This is a genomic window from Rhodothermus marinus, assembly GCF_009936275.1.
Lineage (GTDB): Bacteria > Bacteroidota > Rhodothermia > Rhodothermales > Rhodothermaceae > Rhodothermus > Rhodothermus marinus_A.
The window spans coordinates 2,846,287-2,867,221 of sequence record NZ_AP019797.1; the positions used below are offsets into that span (position 1 = coordinate 2,846,287).

Here is a 20,935-nt window from a genome sequence, read left to right on the forward strand (position 1 = left end):
TCACCGACACCGTCGTATCTTGAAGCCCATGGAGATGGAAACGCCCACAACGTTTGCCGCGCTGGCGCTCCGGCTGGGTGTGGCGCTGGCCATCGGTCTGATGGTGGGGCTGCAACGCGAGTTTGCCCACCGCCAGGAGCAGAACGCCCGCGCCGGGCTGTTCGCCGGTGCCCGCACCTTCACACTGATCAGCCTGCTGGGCGCCACCTCCGGACTGGCGGCCGACCTGCTGCAGGCCCCTTTCGTGGTGCTGCTCACGCTGGCGGCCGTAGGCGCATTGCTGACCGTCGCTCACTACATCGGGGCTCAGCGCGGCGACATCGGCCTGACCACCGAGATGGCGGGCCTGCTGACGTTTCTGATCGGCCTGCTCTGCTATCTGGATCGGCTCGTGCTGGCCGCCGCGCTGGGCGTGGGGCTGACGTGGCTGCTCACGCTCAAGCCGCAGACACGCCTGCTGGCCGAGCGCATCTCGCGCGAGGACGTCTACGCCACGCTGAAGTTCGGGCTGATCACGGTGGTGCTGCTGCCGCTGCTGCCCGACCGCAGCTACGGGCCACCGCCGTTCGACGTGCTCGTGCCACGTGAGATCTGGCTGATGGTCGTGTTCATCTCGGCCATCAGCTTTCTGGGTTACGTGCTCACGCAGGTGCTCGGTGCCCGTCGCGGACTCGGCCTGACCGGACTGCTGGGCGGGCTGGCCTCCAGCACGGCCCTGACGCTCAGCATGGCCCGCCGCAGCCACGACTGGCCCCGGCTGACACCCACCGTGGCCGCCTCCATCCTGCTGGCCTGGGCCGCCATGGTCGTGCGCCTGGCGCTCATTCTGGCCGTGCTTTCTCCCGCCCTGCTTGAAGCGACGGCCCTGCCACTGGGCGCCTCGCTGTTGCTCGGCGCCGCCTACGGCGTCTTCCTGTATCGCCACCGGTTGCCGCGTCCCTCCGACGCCGAAGCGCCCCTGAAGAACCCGTTCGAACTGAAGCCCGCGCTGCTTTTCGGCCTGCTCTACGCCCTCATTCTACTGCTGGCCAACACGGCCCGGCTCTACCTGGGCGCCTCGGGAGTGTACGCCTCGAGCCTGATCGGCGGGGCTGCCGACAGCGACGCCGTGGTGCTCTCGGTGGCCCAGCTCACACGTACCGGGACCGGCCTGCCGCTCGAGATTGCCGCCCGCTCTGTGATTCTGGCCACCGTCGCCAACACGGTCGTCAAGGCCGGACTGGTCTGGACGCTCGGCGCCCCGGACCTTCGCCGCCCGATCCTGATCGGTCTGCTGGCCTACACGCTGCCCGCCCTGCTGCTGGTCTGGCTCGTGTAGCGTCAGACCGAAACGCCGGCCACGTGCCGGATGAGCGACCGAAAGATGCCCAGGCCGTCCTCGCTGCCCAGCAGCGCCTCCACGCAGCGCTCCGGATGCGGCATCATGCCGAGCACGTTGCGCTGCTCATTCACGATGCCGGCAATGTTGTGCGCCGAGCCGTTGGGATTGGCCGCCTCGGTAATGCGCCCGTCCGGCTCGCAGTAGCGGAACACCACCTGGCCGTTCGCCTCCAGGCGTTCGAGCACCTCCTTCGGAGCGAAGTAGTTACCCTCGCCGTGCGCGATCGGAATGCGCAGCACCTGGCCGGGCTGCAGCGCGTTCGTGAAGGGTGTGTCGGTCTGCTCCACGCGGACGTGCACGTACTTGCAGATGAAGCGCAGCGATGCGTTACGCAGCAGCACGCCGGGCAACAGGCCGCTTTCGCAGAGCACCTGAAATCCGTTGCAGATGCCGATGACCGGTCCCCCCTCGCGGGCAAACCGGATCACGTCCTGCATGATCGGCGAAAAGCGAGCGATGGCGCCCGGCCGCAGATAGTCGCCATATGAAAAGCCGCCGGGCACGATCACCACGTCCACATCCCCCAGCTTCGTCTCCTTGTGCCAGATGAAACGGGCCTCCTGCCCGGCTACGTGCTTGACGGCATGGTAGGCGTCGTGGTCGCAGTTGGAGCCCGGAAATACCAGAATGCCAAACCGAACGGCCATGCGTGTGCTCGGATCGTTGGTGCTGCTTCCAAAGAAGTCGCCAGGTGCAACGCCCGAGGCGCGGGCGGGTTCGTGCGACAGAAAAGCCCGATCCGCCGGGGCGGATCGGGCCGGCACGTCCGGGTTTTCCGGAAAGCTCAGGCGCCTTCCTGCACGGCTTCGATGTCGATCAGCAGCGTCACCTCGCGGCCCACCACCACACCACCGGCCTCGGTAAGCCGGTTCCACTGCAGGCCGTAGTCGAAGCGATCGATCGTGCCGCGAGCCGTGAAAGCCGCCCGCAGCTCGCCCTGCATGCCCTGAGCCGTCCCCAGAAACTCTACATCCAGCACCACCTCTTTCGTCACATCCTTGATCGTCAGATCGCCCACGAGCTGGAACTTGTTGCCCTGAATGTTGCGCACCTCCTTGCTGACGAAGCGGATCTCCGGGTACTTCTCGGCGTCGAAAAAGTCGGGCGAGCGCAGGTGATTGTCGCGCCGCTCGATGCCCGTGTTGATGCTGGCCACGCGGATGGTGGCGGTCGCCTTCAGGGTGCTCAGGTCGTTCGGGTCGAACTGCAACGTGGCGTCGTAGTCCTCAAAGACGCCGTTCACGAAGCTGATGCCCAGGTGACGCACCCGGAAACCGATCGAGCTGTGCGCCTTGTCGATCGTCCAGTTAAGAACCTCACGGGTGGGCGCCTCGGTCGGCTGCCAGAAGCCGGCCAGCGCGATCAGCGCCGGCACCAGGAGTAAACGAAAAGCACGCATAGGCTTCCTCCGGTTGGTTGATGGTTGTCAGGTGTGCGTGAGTGGCACGGGTCGTTGAAATGTTACACCACCGACCGGGTTGCCGGCAAGCCCGAATTGAAAAGCGGATATAAAAAATTTGTTACAACAAGTTTTTTTTTGATTGCCACGAAGCCCATGGACGCGCTCGAGTACCTGCTGTCGCTGCCTCGCTTTGCGGATCAGGGGCATGCCGCCTACCGGCCGGGGCTGGAGCGCATGGAGGCGTTGCTGGCGGCCATGGGCGCGCCGCATCGGGCCTACCCGTGCGTGCACATTGCCGGCACGAACGGCAAGGGATCGACGGCCTCGCTGCTGGCGGCCATCGCCCGGGCGGCCGGGTACCGGGTGGGGCTGCACACCTCACCGCATCTCTGGCATGTCGGCGAGCGCATGCGCATCGACGGCATCCCGGCGCCCACGACGTGGCTGGAGAAGGCTGTGGCCCGCTGTCGCCCGCTTTTCGAGCAGGTGCAGCCCAGCTTTTTTGAGGCCACGGTGGCGCTCAGCTTTCTGTACTTTGCCGAGCAGCAGGTCGATCTGGCCGTGGTGGAAGTGGGACTGGGCGGGCGGCTCGACGCCACGAACGTCGTGCAGCCCCGCCTGGCCGTGATCACGTCGATCGGGCTGGATCACACGGACATCCTGGGCGAGACGATCGAGGCGATCACACGCGAAAAGGCCGGTATCATCAAGCCGGGCGTGCCTGTGCTCACGGGCGCCACGCAACCCGAAGCGCTGGCTGTTATTCGCGAAACCGCCGCCCGTCAGCAGGCTCCGCTGCACTATCTCTGGGAAGAAGTGCACCTGGAGCAGGTGGCGCCGGAGACGGTCTTCATGCGGCTGACGGCTCGAACCCCGGTGCGTCGTTACGAAGACCTGGAGGTAGGACTGCTTGGCCGGCACCAGGCCGCCAACGCGCTGCTGGCGATCCGGGCGGCCGAACTGGTGTTGCCCGAGGTACTGGACGATCCCCGGCCGATCCGCCAGGGTCTGCGCGAGGTCCGGCAACTGAGCGGCCTGCGCGGCCGGTTCGACGTGCTGCAGACCCGGCCGCTGGTCGTGGCCGACGTGGCGCACAATCCGGACGGCCTGGCGGCCGTGCTGGCAACCATCGACGCGCTGCATCCGCCCGGCACCGGCCGTCGATACGCAATCTGGAGCGCCCTGCGCGACAAAGACGCTCCTACGATGGCCGGACAACTGGTCCAGGCCGGCTTTGCCGTCTATGTCGCTGCCCTCGAAAGCCCGCGCGCCTGGTCGGCGGTCGAGCTGGTTGCAATGGTGCAGCAGGCCGGTGGTCAGGTGCCGGGTGTCGGAACCGTCGCTTCCGGCTGGCAGTTACTGCAAAAGCGGCTACAGACGAACGATGTGCTGTTGATCACAGGCTCGCATCAGGTGGTGGCCGCTCTTCCACCGGTGCTCTGGCAAAGCGCCTCGATTGCAGGCGTCGGTTGGTGCGGATAGGCCACAACGTCGAACGCAGGCCCCATTACCGGCTTCGTCGCCGGAAGTTAAATTTTCCCGAAATGATCCGATTTTCTGGTTGACTTTCTGCCAGAAGATGCTAATTTTGCAACCGGTGGTCGCGCGGATCCCAGCCTGCCTGCGGGTCTGCCTTTCTCAGCAGGCCGACCACGAACTGCAAAGCCCCCCGAACCCAAGCAGGTAAAAACAACACAACCTTCAGCCTGCCACACAGAGCTTTCCTCAGTATCCAAAACCAGTGCTTCTCTCATGAAGATCTCCGAACTTCAGGCCAAGAAAATCAGCGAACTGCGCGAGCTGGCCCGCGAACTGGGCCTCACGGGATACTCGACGCTTCGGAAGCAGGATCTGATTTACCGCATTCTGGAAGCCCAGGCGGAAGCGGAAGCCGGACGCCCGAACGGAGCGGCTCGCCGGGCCGCCACGACGCAGGAATCCACCGACGTGGCCCCGAAGGAAGAAGTGGCCGAAACGGTGAGCGAGGACGCCGGTGACGAAACCGTCGAGGCCGAAGCTCCGGCGGCGGAAACGCAGGCCGAAGCCACCCGCGAAGATCGGCGCGCCTGGCGCGAGCGTCGGGGTCGGCGCGGACGCGTCGACATGCGCTATGCCGACTGGGACGAGCGCCGGCGCCGTGTCTATGAGGGACGGCCCGCCTACATGGCCAATTACGACCCCGGCAAGACCGAGCTGGAGGGCATGATCATCAAAAGCGGCGTGCTGGAGATCATGCCCGACGGCTACGGCTTCCTGCGTTCGCCCGATTACAACTACCTGCCCGGTCCCGACGACATCTACGTATCGCCCTCGCAGATCAAGCGCTTCAGCCTGCGCCTGGGCGACACGATCGAAGGGCTGGTGCGGCCGCCCAAAGAAGGCGAGCGCTTCTTCGCGTTGATTCAGGTGCACAAGGTCAACGGCCGGCCGCCCGAGGAAATGGAAGAGCGGCAGAGCTTCGACTACCTCACGCCGCTCTATCCGACAGAGCAGATCCGGCTGGAGACTTCGCCCAACGAATACAGCACGCGCATTCTGGACCTGTTTGCGCCGATCGGGAAAGGCCAGCGCGGGCTGATCGTGGCCCCGCCCAAGACGGGCAAGACCATCCTGCTGCAGAAAATCGCCAACGCCATCACGACGAACCACCCGGAGATCTACCTGATCATCCTGCTGGTGGACGAGCGGCCCGAGGAGGTCACCGACATGGAGCGAAACGTCAAGGCCGAGGTGATCTCCTCGACGTTCGACCAGGATCCGGAGCGACACGTCGAGGTGGCCGACATCGTGCTGGAGAAGGCCAAGCGGCTGGTCGAGGCCAAGCAGGACGTGGTGATCCTGCTCGACTCGATCACGCGGCTGGCCCGCGCGCACAACGCGGTCACGCCCAGCACCGGCAAGACGCTCTCGGGTGGTATCGAGGCCGGCGCGCTGCGCGGTCCCAAGCGGTTCTTCGGCGCGGCCCGTAACGTCGAAGAGGGCGGCTCGCTGACGATCATCGGCACGGCGCTGATCGAGACCGGCAGCCGCATGGACGAGGTGATCTTCGAAGAATTCAAGGGAACCGGCAACATGGAGCTGGTGCTCGACCGGCAGCTGGCCGACCGGCGCATTTTCCCGGCCATTCACCTGATCAAGTCGGGCACGCGCCGCGAAGAGCTGCTCATTCCCGAGGCCAAGCTGCATCGCATCTGGCTCCTGCGCAAGATTCTGGCCGACATGGATCCGGTCGAGGCCATGATCTTCCTGCTGGAGAAGATGCGGGGCACACGGAGCAACGACGAGTTCCTGGTTACGATGAACTCCTGAGCACCTCTGGCCACGCTACAGGGGACCCTGCCTCCGGGTGGGGTCCCTTTTTTGTTGAATTCAAAAAGCAGAAAGCGCTTCCGAACAGTTTTTTTGTATCTTGCAACATTCCGGTAATGATCAAGAAGTTCGGCCGATGGGAAGCCTGCTCGTTCTCCTGCTCGCGCTGCTGACGTTCAATCCTCGACCGTTTCCACGTTACCCCGCCATCGATCCATCCGGACAGCAGATCGTCTTCTCCTATCAGGGAGACCTGTGGCTGGTCCCGGTTACCGGCGGCATGGCCCAGCGCCTGACCGTCCATCCTGCCTACGAAGTCTACCCGCGCTGGAGTCCGGACGGCCGACGCATTGCCTTCACCAGCGATCGCTACGGCCACGACGACCTGTTCGTCATGGAGCTGTTCGGTGGCCCCCCGCGCCGCCTCACCTACCATTCGGCCGAGGACATCCTGACCGACTGGACACGCGACGGCCGTCTGCTTTTCCAGACGCGACGCCTGTTCGTTCAGGTCGAGCGTGAGGCCGAAATTCATGCCATCCCCGACACCGGCGGCACGCCGGTGCGCATCCTCGACGCCACGGGCTTTCAGGCCACGCTCTCGCCGGACGGCCGCTTTCTGGCCTTCGAGCGCGGCTCCAACGCCACCTGGCGCCGGGGCTACCGCGGTTCGGCCGACCGCGACCTCTGGCTCTTCGATCTGCAGAACCGCACGTTCCGTCGCCTGACCGACTTCGACGGCAACGACTACCTGCCGGCCTGGGCCGGTCCGCGTACGCTGCTGTTCATCAGCGAGCGCGACGGCACCTACAACCTGTACCGCCTGCCTCTGAACGAAGACGGCATGCCGCAGGGCGCTCCGGAGCAACTCACGCACTTTGAGGGGGACGGTGTCCGCTACTTCACGGTCAGCGCCGACGGCCGGACCATTGCCTTCGAGCGTCAGACCGACCTCTACGTGCTCACGCTTCCCGAGGGCACCCCGCGCCGCCTGGAGATTCAGATTCCCTACGACGAGCGCTTCGATCCGGTGGAACGCCGCACCTTCACGTCCGAGGCCACCGAATATGCGCTCTCACCCGACGGCCGGTACGTCGCCTTTGTCGTCCGCGGCGAGCTGTTCCTGCGCCGTAACGATCCCGACGACAACCGCACGGTGCGCCTGACGCGCCACCCGTGGCGCGACCGAGAGCCCGCCTGGCTCAACGATTCGACGCTCGTGTTCGTCTCGGACCGCGCCGGCCAGTACGACCTGTACCTGCTGCGGGCGGCCGACGCGGGGACTTCCGACCTGTTCGAAAGCCTCACGCACACCGTCGTGCGCCTGACCGACACGCCGGAGGACGAACGCGAACCGGTCGTTGCGCCGGACGACCGCCATCTCGTGTTCCGCCGGGGGCGCGGCACACTGCTGCTGGCCCGCGTCGAAGGCGATCGCCTTCGGATCACGCGCACACTGCTCGACGGCTGGGCCACGCCTGAAGACGTTGCCTGGAGTCCCGACAGCCGCTGGATCGCCTACAGCCTGCCTGACCTTGACTTCAACACAGAGGTCTACATTCAGCCCATCGACGGAAGCCATCCGCCCGTCAACGTCAGCCAGCACCCCAGGCCCGACACGCACCCGGTCTGGAGTCCTGACGGCTCCAAACTCGCCTTTCTGTCGCCGCGTAGCTCCGGCGACGTAGACGTGTGGTTTGCCTGGTTGCGCCGGGCCGACTGGGAACGCACCGAAGAGGAATGGGAGGCCCTTGAAAAGCAATCCGACCGTAAGCGCCGCGATACGCTCACCGGCCCCATTCAGATCGACCTGGAGCGCATCCACGAGCGGCTCCGCCGCGTGACCGCCCTGCCTGGCAACGAAGCCGAACTGGCCGTTTCGAAAGATGGCGAAACCTTCTACTTTGTGGCCAATCGGGGCGGCCGCACGCAGGACTACGAAGCCGAAGTGGACCTCTACCGCATCCGCTGGGACGGGTCCGAACTGAAGCGCCTCACCGAGAACGACACGGATCCCCGCCAGGTGCGGCTCAGCCGCGACGGCAAGTACCTGTTCTTCCTGCGGCCTTCGGGTCAGCTCGTGCGGCTCAATCCGGAGAACGGCCGCCAGGAAACGCTGCGCTTTGAAGCGCGCATGGAAATCGACTACCGCGAGGAGCGTCGCCAGATCTTCGAGGAAGCCTGGCGCACGCTGGCGCAGGGCTTCTACGACCCGCAGTTCCACGGCGTCGACTGGCGGGCGCTCCACGACAAATACCTGCCCTGGGCGCTACAGGCTTCGACGAACCGGGACTTCCGCGACGTCTTCTCCTGGATGCTCGGCGAACTGAACGCCAGTCACCTGGGCATTTCCGGTCCCGATCGGGCCGAGACGCAGCGCGAACGTACCGGCCTGCTGGGCGTGGAGGTCGAGCCCGTGCCAGACGGCGTGCGCATCCGGCATGTGGTGCCACGTTCGCCGGCCGACCGCGAGGAAAGCCGCCTGCATGTGGGCGAGGTCATTACGGCCGTCGACGGCACACCCGTAGCCGAAGTGGACAACTTTTACCGCCTGCTGGTCGATAAAGTGGACGCGCGTGTGCGGCTGACGGTGCGTGCGCCGGACGGCCGGACCCGTACCGTGATCATCCGCCCGGTCGGATCCCTGAACGAAGCGCTCTACGAAGAATGGGTGGCCACGCGGCGTGCGCTGACCGAACGCTACAGCAACGGCCGCCTGGGCTACATCCACGTGCAGGGCATGAACTGGCCCAGCTTCGAGCGCTTCGAGCGCGAACTGGTGGCCAGCGGCCAGGGCAAAGAAGGGTTGATCATCGACGTGCGCTATAACGGCGGCGGCTGGACGACCGACTACCTGCTGACGGTGCTGACCGTCCGCCGCCACGCCTATACGATTCCGCGTGGGGCCGCCGAGCGGCTGGATCTGCCCGATCGCCGCGCCTTTCGCGCCCATTACCCCTTCGGTGAGCGGCTGCCCTTTGCGGCCTGGACGAAACCCGTGGCCGCCCTCTGCAACCAGAACAGTTTTTCCAACGCCGAGATCTTTTCGCACGCCTTTAAGAACCTGGGGCTGGGGCCGCTGGTAGGCGTGCCCACCTTCGGCGCAGTCATCTCGACCGGCGGTGTGGGACTCATCGACGGATCGTTCGTTCGCCTGCCGTTCCGCGGCTGGTTCGTTTACGCCGACGACACGAACATGGAGAACGGTCCGGCCGTACCCGACATCATCGTCGAGGAAGCACCCGACAGCAAAGCGCGGGGAGAGGATCCCCAGCTCCGGGCGGCCGTCGAAGCACTGCTGGCCCGTATCGACGCCCGAAACACCGAGGAAACCCACTAAAACCGCAAATAAATCATGCCCTCGCGAATCAAACTCGTCCTGTTCGATATGGACGGCGTGCTGGTGGACGTGTCGCGCTCCTACCGGCGCGCCATCGAAGAGACGGTCGAGCACTTTACGGGACGCAAGATCACCCCGGCCACCATCCAGCGCTACAAAAACGCCGGCGGCTTCAACGACGACTGGAAGCTGACGCACACGATCATCCTCGACATCGGCATGCAGGTGCCCTTCAGCCGCGTGGTGCAGGAGTTCCAGCGGCGCTACCGGGGTGAGCACTGGGACGGTTTCATTGCCCAGGAGCCGCCCCTGATTCAGACGCAGACGCTCCAGCACCTGCGCCGGCAGGGTTATCTGATGGGGATCGTCACGGGCCGCCCCGAGGCCGAGGCGCGCTGGACGATCGAGCGCTTCGGCTGGCAACCCTACTTTCCGCTGCTGGTGGCCATGGAGCACCAGGACGGCCGGGGCAAGCCCGATCCGTACCCGATTCGGCGAGCGCTGGCCATGCTGGAGGCCGTCGGCATGCCGATCACGCCCTCCGAAGCCGTCTACGTGGGCGATTCGGTCGACGACATGATCGCCGCCCAGGCGGCCGGCGTCCTGCCCATCGGCGTCATTCCGCCCTATCTGGACGCCGAGACGCACGGGGCCCTGCTGCGCGAGCGCGGCGCCCGCTATCTGCTGAACCGCACCGACGAGTTGCCCGAGCTGCTGGCCGAGCTGGAGGCGGCTTCGGTGCGCCGCGCCTCCTGAAGCCGGGAACGCAGCGTGCGCGTGCGGCGTGTGCAGCGGCGTCGTAGCCGCAACCCGAGCGCAGGCGCCCATGAAAATCGCACTGGCGCAGATCAATCCGATCGTCGGAGACCTGCAGGGCAACCGCCGCAAGATCGTCGACTTCGCGCACCAGGCCTATCGCCAGGGCGCCGAACTGGTCATCTTCCCAGAAATGTGTGTGGCGGGCTATCCACCACAGGACCTTCTTGACATGCCCGCCTTTATCGAAGCCGTTGCCCATACAGTCGAAACCATTGCGCTGGAAGTACCCCGCGAGCTGGGCGTGATTCTGGGTGCACCGATCCGCAACGAAAGCCCGGTGGGCAAGCGACTCTTCAACGCGGCCCTGCTGCTGGAGGGCGGACGCATCGTGGCCCGCGTCCCGAAGCGGCTGCTGCCTACCTACGACGTATTCGACGAATACCGCTACTTCGAGCCCGGTCCGCCCCAGCCGGTCGTCGCGTGGCGCGGCCTGCGCATCGGGCTGCACATCTGCGAGGACATGTGGAATAACGAGGACTGGGCGCCCTACCATCTCTACGACGAAAACCCGATCGACGAGCTGGCGGCTCAGGGCGTCGATCTGTTCGTCAACATCAGCGCATCTCCCTTCTCGCTGGGCAAGCACGACGAGCGCAGCCGGATTATCGAGGGCATCTGCCGCGAACACGGCGTCCCGTTCATCTATGTGAACCAGGTGGGCGCCAACACCGAGCTGATCTTCGACGGCGACAGCCGGGTCCATGCGCCGGACGGTTCCATTCTGCTGTGCGCTCCGTCGTTTCAGGAGGCACTGCTGATCTGGGACACCGAAGCGCACTATGCCCCCTACGTACACCGGCACACCGAGATCGAAGACCTGCACGACGCACTGGTGCTGGGCATCCGGGATTACTTCTACAAAACCGGCGCTTTCGAGAAGGTGGTGCTCGGACTTTCCGGCGGGATCGATTCGGCCGTGGTCTGTGCACTGGCCGTTGCCGCGCTGGGACCGGAACGGGTCGTCGGCGTGGCCATGCCCTCAAAGTACTCCTCGCCCGAATCGGTCGAAGACGCCCGCCAGCTCGCCGAAAACCTGGGCATCACGTTTCACATCATTCCGATCATGCCGGCCGTCGATGCCTTTCGGGAAATGCTACGTCCGGTCTTCGACGACCTGCCGGAAGACGTGACGGAGGAGAACATCCAGGCGCGTGTGCGTGGCGTCACGCTCATGGCGCTGTCGAACAAGTTCCGCTATCTGCTGCTCTCGACGGGCAACAAAAGTGAAATGGCCGTCGGCTACGTGACACTTTATGGCGACACGAACGGCGGGCTGGCCGTGCTGGCCGACGTCTACAAGACGCAGGTCTACCGCCTGGCCCGTTACATCAACGCCCGAGCGGGTCGCTACGTCATCCCCGAGCGCATCCTGACCAAGCCGCCTTCGGCCGAGCTGCGTCCGGGCCAGAAAGACACCGACTCACTGCCGCCCTACGAAGTGCTGGACGTGATCCTGCAGCGTTACATCGAACGCCGGGAGGAAGTGGACGAAATCGTGGCGGCCACCGGGTTCGACCGGGCGCTGGTGGCCGACATCCTGCGCCGCGTGGACCGCAACGAGTACAAGCGACGTCAGACGCCACCGGGTCTGCGCGTAACGGGCAAGGCTTTCGGCATCGGGCGCCGCCTGCCTATCGTCATGCGCTGGAATCGGGCCGTGCTCGAAGAGGTGCGCCGCAACCACACGGCGGCCCTGCAAACCCATTCGGAGCGCGCGTCATGATTGCCTACGTGTCGGGCAAGCTGGCCGCCAAAAAGCTGACCGAGGTGGTGGTAGACGTCCACGGCCTGGGCTACCGGCTTCTGATTCCCACGTCCACCTACGAAGTGCTGCCGGAGGTCGGCGCTCCGGTGCACCTGCTGACGCACTACTACGTGCGGGAAGATGCCGTGCTGCTGTTCGGGTTTGCGACCGAGGCCGAGCGCGCGCTGTTCGAGGTGCTGCTGGGCGTGTCGGGCGTCGGACCCCGGCTGGCGCTGGCGGCCCTGTCGGCGTTGTCGCCGGCACAGATTCACGAAGCGGTCACCACGGGCGACGTGCAGACGCTGAAGCGCATCCCCGGCGTGGGCCAACGACTGGCCGAGCGGCTGATCGTGGAACTACGCGACCGGCTGGCACTGCTGGATCTGGCCGAACTGACGCCTGCGGGCGTGGACGATGTGCGTGCGCAGGCCCGCGCCGACGCACTGGCGGCGCTGGAGGCGCTGGGCCTGCCCCGTGCGGCCGCCGAGCGCAGCCTGCGCAAAGTGCTCCGGGAGCATCCGGGCATTCAGTCGGCCGAAGAACTCATCCGCCTGGCCCTGCGCGAGCACGGCGGCTAAGCCTGCTGGTGCTGCGACATGCCGTTCGTGGTGGCACGGGTTGCGGCCGCCTCGGACCGGCACCGCGGGATGATCACGGTAAAGATGCTGCCGATGCCCGGCTGGCTTTCCACATAGATCTGTCCGTTCAACATGCGCACGATGCGCTGCACGATGGTCAGCCCCAGCCCGCTGGATGCCTGCTTGAACTCCTCGAAGATGACCGACTGCAACTCTTCCGGAATGCCGATCCCCGTGTCGGCCACCTGGAGCTGCACGGTCTCCGCGTCGCCTTCGAGCAGCACGGTCACGCTGCCTTCTTCGGTGAACTTGATCGCATTGTGCACCAGGTTCTTGACCAATCGCTCCCAGAGCCCTTCGTCCACGCAGGCGATCAATGCGGGCTCGCTGCTCTGCACCGTGAGTTCCAGCTTTTTGTCGCGGGCCAGCGGCGCCAGTTCGTCGACCACCGCCCGTGTGGCGGCCACCACATCCAGGTCCTGATGCCGCACGCGCACGGTACCGGCTTCCAGGCACGACATGTAGAGCAGTGCGTCTAGCGTGTCGAGCAGCCGCTGCCCGCTCTGCTTGATGACCTGGGCCATCTCGCGGTGCATCGGATCTTTCAGTTCCTCTTCCAGGATCTGCGCGTAGCCCAGAATGCCGGCCAGCGGCGTGCGGATCTCATGGTTCATGTTCGCCAGAAAAGTACTCTTCAGGCGGGCCATCTCCTCGGCAGCCTCCTTGGCGGCCACCAGCACGGCCTGATGTTCCTGCACGCGCGTCAGCATTTCGTTGAAGGTTGCGGCCAGCTCCCGCAGTTCCACGGGACCTTCGACCGGCACGCGCACCGAGTAGTCGTGCGTTTCGGCCACCGAGCGGGCCACCCGGCGCAGATGGTCCAGCGGGCGCGTGATCCGGCGCTGCAGCAGCGCCACCAGGATCATGCTGATGCCCAGCGACAGCAGGATCACGCTACCGCCGACGGAGGCATAACGCACCATGCGATCCTGCCAGCCCAGCAGGCGAGCCTGCAGGTACACGTAGCCCTGCGTCTGGCCTTCCCAGTGCACCGGCTCTACGTGGCGTAGCGTTTCCCGGTCGCTGCCGGACGTCGGGAGCCGTGCAGGTAGCGCCGTCGCGGGAAGGCCGCCGAGGTACCAGGCAAACAGCCGCCCGTCGGCCGTGTACAGCGCGGCGAACTGCACAGCGGGGATGCTGCGCACGCCTGCCAGCGTCTCGATGGCTGCCCGCGCATCCTGAAAGACCAGCGGTGCCACGCTGTGTTCGGCCAGCACCCGCCCCAGCACCTCCAGCTCACGCGCTTTCTCGCGCCGGAACTGGGCCAGATCGTAGAAGGCAAACAGCACCCCGTTCAGCAGCAGGATGACCGTGCAGGTCCAGAGCACGATCAGAAGGAGCTGTGCCTTGAGCGAACAACGATCTACGAGCTTCATCCTGCTTCCTCGTAGATTCGGGCCAGCCGGAGCAGACGGGCACTCAGTTGCAGGCCTGCCCGGCGGGCCGCCGTGATGTTGATTTCAAACTGAATTCGGTTTTTCTCTTCCACCAACCGCACCATGCCGCCCTGCTTCAGGAAATCCTCTCCTTCCCCGACCGTCAACACCGGTTGATTTTGCAGCTGCTTCAGCAAAGTCTGCAGGACCTGCTTCGGCATCGGCCCCATAAACACGAGATGACACCCTCGAGCCGAAGCGCCGGCAGGCAGATGGCGGATTTCCAGCGGTCGGTTGTGGACGGTTTTGCCCTGCAGCTGCTCCAGCGCACTTCCGAACGGGTCTTTCCCCAGAATGCACAGCCGGATGGGCGTCGCCGCATCGCCCAGAACCTCTTCCGGCCAGGAGCTGAACTGGGCAAAATGATAAAGGAATGTTACCTTGACCCGGGCTTTTTCCGCCGGTATCGACTGATCCGTTCCGATTCCTGTGAAGCCTGCCACCAGCAGCAATAGCACACCCAGCAGACGGCCACCCGGTTGAAGACGCATCGTTCAGCCGGCACATTGTTCAAACAGACTGCTAAAGGGGTATCGGCTGGAAAGGCTTTCGATTAAAATTATCGGGAATCCTGCTGAAATTTGTGCAGAACCTGTCCGGTAAGAGAAGAAGTGATCTGGTAAACCTACGCTTTGCTGCATGCCTGACCACAAGCACGAATGCGTTTGTAGTAAGCCACGAAGGCGCCAGCCGAAGTGGCGCTTCCCGTTCGGCACTTCGCTTCGCTCCGTGCCGGACTACAAGCGCGTTTTCCCCCGGGCTTACACGTCTGTGATCGCCCCAGTTGCGCGTGCTCCCTGAAACCATTCTTGAAAGACCTGCGCGCCCTTCAGAAATGCAGCACCAGCTCGAACGAAGCCTGACGGCCCAGGTCGTACACGTCGACCGGCGCGAAGGCGAAACGCCGGGGCAGACGCTCGCCGACCAGCACGAGCACGGGCGCGCGATACCAGGGATTGGCGCGATCGAACAGGTTGAACAGGCCCAGCCGTAGCTCGGCCGTAACGACGGGCATCCGAGAGCGGCTCGTCAGCGTCAGGTCCATGCGATGGTAGGGCCCCAGCCGCTCCGGTTGATTCAGGTCTGTGTAGTGCTCGGTGTTGGGTGGACCGGATGCAGAAAACCAGGCCACCGTAAGCGCGCTGCCCGGCCAGAGCGGCACGTCCAGATAAGTCCGAAGCTGATGGCGCCGGTCCCAGGGGGCCGGATACCAGGCGCCGCCGTTCAGCGCGTCGTGGGCCAGGTCGACCCGGCTCAGCGCATAGGCCAGCGTGGCCCGGAACGCCCCGAGCGGCTGATCCAGCAGCATCTCCAGCCCGTAGGCCCGGCTGCGCGCGCCGGTAAGCCAGGGCGTCGTCGTTTCGGGGTCGCGCGTGATCAGGAAGAAAGGCGCCACGACCTCGTGCTGCCATACGTTCGCAAAGCGACGGGCGTAAGCGTCAAGCTGCAGACGCGTGCGTCCCGGCCGGAGCTGCACGCCTGCGCTCACGTTGTCCACCACGGTCGGCGGCTGGTTCCGCCCGGTCAGCAGCCAGATGCCCGTGCTGTTCATGTTTTCGAAGGCCAGGTGGTGCAGAAACTGATAGTTCCGGCTGAAGCCGACGCCGGCCGACCACTGGCCTTCGGGGTGCAGCGTCAGCTGAAGTCGAGGCGAAAGGCGGACGTACGGCCCCGTCGAGAAGGCATGGAGCCGGAGTCCGGCCAGCACCTTCAACAGGGCACCTGTGCGTCCTTCGTACTGCAGAAAGGCGTCCGTCTGGACCGCCCGCTGCTTTTCCGCGAAGGGACGAGACCGAACGGCCGAATGTTCTTCGTACGAAAGATCCAGATGCTGTAGCGTGTAGCCCAGCGTCCAGTAACCGGCCTCTTGCGCCACCTGTAAGGCCTGCTCCCAGCGCCACTCGGTCAGGGCGTTCGTGTAAGCGAACGGCGCCAGCCGCCGAAACAGCTTCTGAAGGCCGCCCCCGGTGAAGGCGTACAGGAAGTCGTCTTTCGTGTAGCGGCTCTCGTAGGCGGTGGTTGCCAGCAGCGTCTCCAGGTGCAACGCCGCGCCCATTCGGTAGGTGAGCCGGGCGCTGGCCGTGCGGTTGGTCCAGCGCTGCCGGGTTTCGACGTCCATCCATTCAAAATCGGAGGGGCGCGCATCCCAGCGCGGCATCAGGCGCTGGGCCTGCTGGCGGGCATCGTCCCCGCCCAGGTAGCCGCTCAGCGTCAGGCGCACCGGCCCGCCTTCGAGCCGAAGCTTGCCGTGCAGATCGTAAAACGTAGCGGCCGAGGGGCCCAGCTCCAGCAGACGGGCCTCCAGATCGGCCACGTTCGGGGGAAGGGGTCCGGTGGGGCGTGCCACGTCGAGCCCGAACGCCACGAGTCGGTCGTTGCCGGGCCAGCCGAGTGCATCGAGCAGCGAGCGGCGTCCGGCCAGCAGCCAGCTTCCCGAGCGGCCCAGCGGTCCTTCTACCAGCAGACGCCCGGCCACGTTGCTCACGCCGGCCACGCTCTGAGGGCGCTGGTAGCTGCCGCTGCGCGTCACGAAGGCAAGCGTTCCGCCGGGCGGGGCCGCGTAGGTGGCCGGCGCCACGTCGTAGAAAAAGCCGACCGCCTGGAGGGCGTCCGGGTTGAACGCGTCGAACAGGCCAAACAGATGCGAAGGATGGTAGACGGGCACGCCGTCGAGCAGCACCTGGAAGCCGTCGGTCTGGCTGCCCCGCACGGTCAACCCATCGAGCCCGATGGCCAGTCCGACGGCCGGCAGCGCCTGGAGCGCCCGGAGCACGCCGCGCTCGCCGAACGGCGCGAACCGTGCGGGTTGCACCAGCCGCTGCCAGGTGGTATCGATCCCGTCGAGCCAGGCGGCGCTTCCCACGATGAGCACGGCGGGGAGCGCCTCGGTCCGGGGCGCGAGCGTGAGCGTCAGCGGGCGGGATGTTTCGCGCACGGCCAGCACAACGGTTTGCGATTCGTAGCCCACGTACGAGGCGGTCAGCGTCAGCGTATCGCATGCGGCCGGCAGTGCTACCGTCGCGACAAACCGCCCTTCGGCATCGGCCATAGTGCCCCACAGCCGACCGTTCGCCCACCAGGAAATTGTCGCGTAGGGCAGCGGCAGCCCGGTCGCCGCATCGCGCACCTGCCCCTCGATCGAGACGTTGCGCGAGGGGGCTTCCAGCAATAGAAGCTGGCGCCGCGCCGTGTCGGCCTCCAGGACAAGCCCCTGCCGGGCCAGCTCGCGCGTGAGTGCTTCGATGAGATGGGCTTCGGTCGTCTGCAGCGTGACGGTGCGCCCTTCGACGAGCGCGTCACGATAGAGCACCTGATAGCCGCTGCGCCGGGCCACGTCGTCGAGCACCTGGCGGAGTGGCACTTCCTGATAAACGACCGGCTGGGCCCGGACCGCCCCCGCCAGGCCCAGCAGACTGACCATGAGGATCATTCGGCACGCGATCCTACCGCCCCGCATCGGCTTCGAACCGGTAGTGCTTCGGCGCGACCTCGACGAAGCGACCGCCCAGCACCCGTCCCAGATCCTGCAATACCTGCGGCAGGCTGTCGAGCGTCAGCGTGCCGCTGAGCGTCTGCGACGCGTAGGGTTCCGGCAGCGTGAGCCGTACGCCGAAGTGATGCGCCAGCTCGACGGCCACCTGCGCGGCCGGCTCCTGCACAAAGGTCAGCCGCCCCTGCAACCAGTCCAGGTAGGTTTCGGCCGGAGCCGGCTCCGGCGGCGTCAGGTGTCCGTCGGCCGTCAGGCGGCTGCGCTGGCCGTCGGTGAGCACCTGCTGCTGGCCGCGCGGCCCTTCTATCCGGAGCCGTCCTGTCTCCAGAAAAACCTCCACCCCGTCCCAGGTACGCACGTCGAAACGCGTGCCCAGCACCGTAACGCGGACCGCTCCGGCCTCCACCTGAAACTGCCGCTCCGGCCGGTGCACCACATCGAAGAACGCCTCGCCCTCCAGACGGTAGCGCAGGACGGTTTCCGAAGCGGCCAGCCGGTAGAGCTGCGAATGCGGCCGCAACGTGATCTGCGAGCCGTCCGGAGCCGTGTACACCTCCGACATGGTCCCGGCCGAAGCCACCAGCACGGGCACGCTTTCTTTTTCCTCATACAGCCACCAGCCCAGACCGGCCGCCAGCAGCACCACCGCCACGACCAGCGCCCGACGCCAGTACAGGCGGCGAACCTGCGGTCTGCGCTGCGGTGCCCGGTTGGCCGCCTGCCGATGCATCCGCGCCGCGATCCCCTGCCAGATCCGCTCGCTTCGCTCCGGCGGCACGGCCGGGGCCGCCTCGTCGGCCAGCGCCAGCAGCGCCCGGCCCAGCGGATCGTCGGCCAGTTCCGGGTCGGACGCCAGCGGACGCCCTTCCTCCCGGAGCTGCCCGATCCGCCGGGCCAGCGCTTCGTCACGGTCGCTATGGGACGGTCGCTTCATCATCGGTAAAGATACAAGGTCGGGGTGCCCGGTGGACGCCCCGCCCGGTTTTTCTTACGAATCCCGCTTCACGTCACCGGTACCCAGGAAGATGCGGTAGGTCTGCGGAATGCCGTAGAAGCGCACCAGAGCCGAACCGTCGCCGTTCATCTCGATGGTGCCTTCCACCTCATGCACCACCTCTTTGTCGCCCGTGCGCTTGACCATCCGTACTTCGTAGGCCAGCGTGCCGTAGGTCAGATGCTCCAGCGAATCGGTCGCCGACGGCTTGAGGATGTAAACCGGCCCGTCGGTCACCAGGTGTGCCCGGAATTCCATCTCCACTTCCTGCCCTTTGTCGTTCACGAAATGCCGGGCGCCCTCCATCTGCTGCTCACCCTCGAAGGTGATCGTGTCGCTTTCGGCCTCCAGGCCCTCGACGTGCCAGGTGGCCCGACGCTCGAACGACGAACTCCGTTCGTTGCCCGAAGGCGTCCGATGGGCCACCGAACCTTTGCGGAAGCCCTCGAACTCGATCGAGGCGATCCGTTCACGTTCGGCCCGCGGATGGGCGATGAACTGCCCCTCGCTGTCCTTGAAGACGTACTTCAGCAGCGCTTCGATGGACTTCTGGAAGTTGGGGCGGGACACTTCATGGATGAAGTAAATCGTGTGCGTACCCGTCGTCGAGTCGTAATCGACGCGGAAGCCCCGCCGCATGCCGCGCCAGTAGCGCGGGTTCTGGACCTCGTCGCCATTTTTCGAGGCGACGCTGCCCGTCAGGTAGTACATGCCGTTCTGGTCGAACGTGGCCGTGGCGTCGTACAGGTCGGTCATCATGCCGTCGCTCTGATCGGCCAGCGACTGCGCTACGATTTCGGCCACGGCTTGCGCATCTTCTTCGCTGAGCGCCGTCTCGTTGCCGCTCTGCAGCGCGTCGCAGGCTGCCAGCGAAAGGGCCAGCAGCAACGTCAGTCCACCGTGATAGAACCGCTTCATCGCACACCTCCTGTGGTCTGGTGATTCGGATGGTACGACAGGCCGGCCTGCTGTCGGCCGGCTACTTCCTGTACACGAAAGACGACCGCTACCCCCATCCGAATCCCCAAAAATCCAGAGCGCTTATGCGACGTGTCGCCCGAACCCCGGAAGCGCCCGCCAGAAACTGCGCCAGCCCGTGCATCATTACGCCGGGCAAACGGCCACGTCCTCACCACGGCGGGCAGCCCGCGGTGTCCGCCCCGTCGCACCCGTCGGCTCATGTCCGCTCCATGGGGTGGCGCCATCATGCATGATGGTGCTGTGGCCATCCAGCGCGGAACGGGCGGTTGTGTTCGAAGCGCGCTTGCTCGCTCCCGATTGCCGGAAGGCCGCACGCAAAAAAACAACCCGTGGCGGCCGCCGAACGACCGACCGCCACGGGTTGACGCCCTCTATGGATCGCCTACCTCAGCGCACCCGGACCAACCGGCCCGTGAACACCTCGTGCGTACCGCCGGGCGACGCTACCAGCACCCGGTACACGTACATGCCGGCGGCCAGGTCGTCCACTTCCAGTTGCAGGCACCGTGCCCGTCCTGCTTCCAGCCGCGAGCGCGGCACGCGCCGCACCAGCCGCCCCAGCATATCGTACACCTCCACCGCCACCTGCGACGAAGCCGGAAGGTCCAGCAGCAGCTCCACGACGCCCGCACGCACCGGGTTGGGATATGGACCGTAGAAACTCAGCGGAACGGGTTCTGCAGAAGAAACCGCAACCGGAACCACTTCGCCCGGTTGCATCTCCAGCGCGCCGATGTCGCACCGGGCCGCGCCGTCTTCGTCGCCGTCCTGCGGCCGCGCCACCCCCCGAAGGTCCTCGGTCGGACACACACTGTCGTCTCCCGCATCCAGCGCCGGGCTGTCGGCAATAAGCCGGTAAATACCCGTCGAGTCGTCCGTCACCACCAGACGCGCATCACGCCCTATGATGTTACCGTTCTGCCCGTCCTGCAGGCCGCAGGTATTGGAAGGATCCTGAATCAGGTTGTATGGAGAAGCAGGATCGATCGTCCCCACACAATCCCCGCCGGAATTGCCGGCAAACAGACTGTTTTTGAAGGTCGGGTAACTCAACCCTTCGCTGTAATAGCCACCGCCCTCCGAGGCTTCGTTTGCCACGATGGAAACATTGTGCCAGTCCAACGGACTACTGTCTTTGTTATAAATGCCGCCTCCCTTGCTTGTTGCACGATTCTGAAAGAACAAAACGTTGATAAGCTTGACATTATTTGAAGAATAATTGTACATACCACCACCATCATAAGTAGCAGAGTTATTCGAGATGGTAACATTCGTCATCGTCACAGCGCCTTCATAATTGTTCACACCACCACCATAAGTAGCAGAATTATTTGAGATGGTCACATCCGTCATCGTCACAGCGCCATAATAATTGCTCACACCACCACCATCAGCAGCAGA

At 65.3% G+C, this 20,935-nt stretch carries 15 protein-coding genes and 1 pseudogene; 7 read left to right on the forward strand and 9 right to left on the reverse strand.

Annotated elements, in window-relative coordinates; translation table 11 throughout:
* The first annotated feature begins 28 nt into the window (after positions 1–28).
* Complete coding sequence (locus GYH26_RS12410; RefSeq protein WP_161541919.1) at positions 29–1,318, forward strand: MgtC/SapB family protein; 1,290 nt, start codon at positions 29–31, stop codon at positions 1,316–1,318.
* A 2-nt stretch (positions 1,319–1,320) separates the two neighbouring features.
* On the opposite strand, the gene purQ is transcribed toward GYH26_RS12410, so the two are convergent.
* Complete coding sequence (gene purQ / locus GYH26_RS12415; RefSeq protein ID WP_012844795.1) at positions 1,321–2,028, reverse strand: phosphoribosylformylglycinamidine synthase subunit PurQ; 708 nt, start codon at positions 2,026–2,028, stop codon at positions 1,321–1,323.
* A gap of 137 nt (positions 2,029–2,165) precedes the next feature.
* Positions 2,166–2,780, reverse strand: a complete 615-nt coding sequence (locus GYH26_RS12420; protein WP_012844796.1) for a YceI family protein — start codon at positions 2,778–2,780, stop codon at positions 2,166–2,168.
* A gap of 156 nt (positions 2,781–2,936) precedes the next feature.
* Here GYH26_RS12420 and GYH26_RS12425 point away from each other — a divergent pair, with 156 nt between their 5' ends.
* The 6 genes from GYH26_RS12425 (at position 2,937) to ruvA (ending at position 12,573) form a co-directional block, all read left to right on the forward strand.
* Positions 2,937–4,265, forward strand: coding sequence for a bifunctional folylpolyglutamate synthase/dihydrofolate synthase (locus tag GYH26_RS12425; protein ID WP_161541920.1), 1,329 nt, complete (start codon positions 2,937–2,939; stop codon positions 4,263–4,265).
* A gap of 270 nt (positions 4,266–4,535) precedes the next feature.
* Positions 4,536–6,092 carry a transcription termination factor Rho gene (rho, locus tag GYH26_RS12430; RefSeq protein WP_014067791.1) on the forward strand — a complete coding sequence of 519 codons (1,557 nt, stop codon included), beginning with the start codon at positions 4,536–4,538 and terminating at the stop codon, positions 6,090–6,092.
* Between the two features lie 136 nt (positions 6,093–6,228).
* On the forward strand, positions 6,229–9,432 hold the full coding sequence (locus GYH26_RS12435) for a S41 family peptidase (protein WP_161541921.1): 3,204 nt from the start codon (positions 6,229–6,231) through the stop codon (positions 9,430–9,432).
* 15 nt (positions 9,433–9,447) lie between these two features.
* Entirely contained in the window at positions 9,448–10,188 is a 741-nt protein-coding gene (locus GYH26_RS12440) for a TIGR01548 family HAD-type hydrolase (RefSeq protein ID WP_161541922.1), read from the forward strand.
* A 70-nt stretch (positions 10,189–10,258) separates the two neighbouring features.
* A complete protein-coding gene (locus GYH26_RS12445; protein WP_161541923.1) occupies positions 10,259–11,974 on the forward strand; it encodes an NAD+ synthase in 1,716 nt (571 codons plus the stop codon).
* Complete coding sequence (ruvA, locus tag GYH26_RS12450; RefSeq protein WP_161541924.1) at positions 11,971–12,573, forward strand: Holliday junction branch migration protein RuvA; 603 nt, start codon at positions 11,971–11,973, stop codon at positions 12,571–12,573. Before GYH26_RS12445 ends, ruvA begins: the two co-directional genes overlap by 4 nt.
* On the opposite strand, the gene GYH26_RS12455 is transcribed toward ruvA, so the two are convergent.
* From GYH26_RS12455 to GYH26_RS15745, 7 genes and pseudogenes are all read right to left on the reverse strand, one after another.
* Positions 12,570–14,009: an ATP-binding protein gene (locus tag GYH26_RS12455; RefSeq protein WP_161541925.1), complete on the reverse strand. Its 1,440-nt coding sequence runs from the start codon at positions 14,007–14,009 to the stop codon at positions 12,570–12,572. The two genes, ruvA and GYH26_RS12455, sit on opposite strands and share 4 nt — an antisense overlap.
* Entirely contained in the window at positions 14,006–14,560 is a 555-nt protein-coding gene (locus tag GYH26_RS12460) for a YfiR family protein (RefSeq protein WP_161541926.1), read from the reverse strand. The genes GYH26_RS12455 and GYH26_RS12460 overlap by 4 nt, the downstream gene beginning before the upstream one ends.
* 338 nt (positions 14,561–14,898) lie before the next feature.
* On the reverse strand, positions 14,899–17,490 hold the full coding sequence (locus GYH26_RS12465; protein WP_161541927.1) for a TonB-dependent receptor: 2,592 nt from the start codon (positions 17,488–17,490) through the stop codon (positions 14,899–14,901).
* Between the two features lie 22 nt (positions 17,491–17,512).
* A complete protein-coding gene (locus GYH26_RS12470; RefSeq protein ID WP_206751731.1) occupies positions 17,513–18,493 on the reverse strand; it encodes a FecR family protein in 981 nt (326 codons plus the stop codon).
* Between the two features lie 54 nt (positions 18,494–18,547).
* Positions 18,548–19,471, reverse strand: a complete 924-nt coding sequence (locus GYH26_RS12475; protein WP_161541929.1) for a hypothetical protein — start codon at positions 19,469–19,471, stop codon at positions 18,548–18,550.
* A 450-nt stretch (positions 19,472–19,921) separates the two neighbouring features.
* The gene (locus GYH26_RS12480) at positions 19,922–20,632 is read right to left on the reverse strand and encodes a T9SS type A sorting domain-containing protein (protein ID WP_242006417.1); all 711 of its coding nucleotides are present in this window, start codon (positions 20,630–20,632) and stop codon (positions 19,922–19,924) included.
* Positions 20,633–20,668: 36 nt separating this feature from the next.
* Positions 20,669–20,887, reverse strand: a pseudogene (locus tag GYH26_RS15745) (right-handed parallel beta-helix repeat-containing protein); the annotation flags it as partial.
* Positions 20,888–20,935 lie beyond the last annotated feature (48 nt).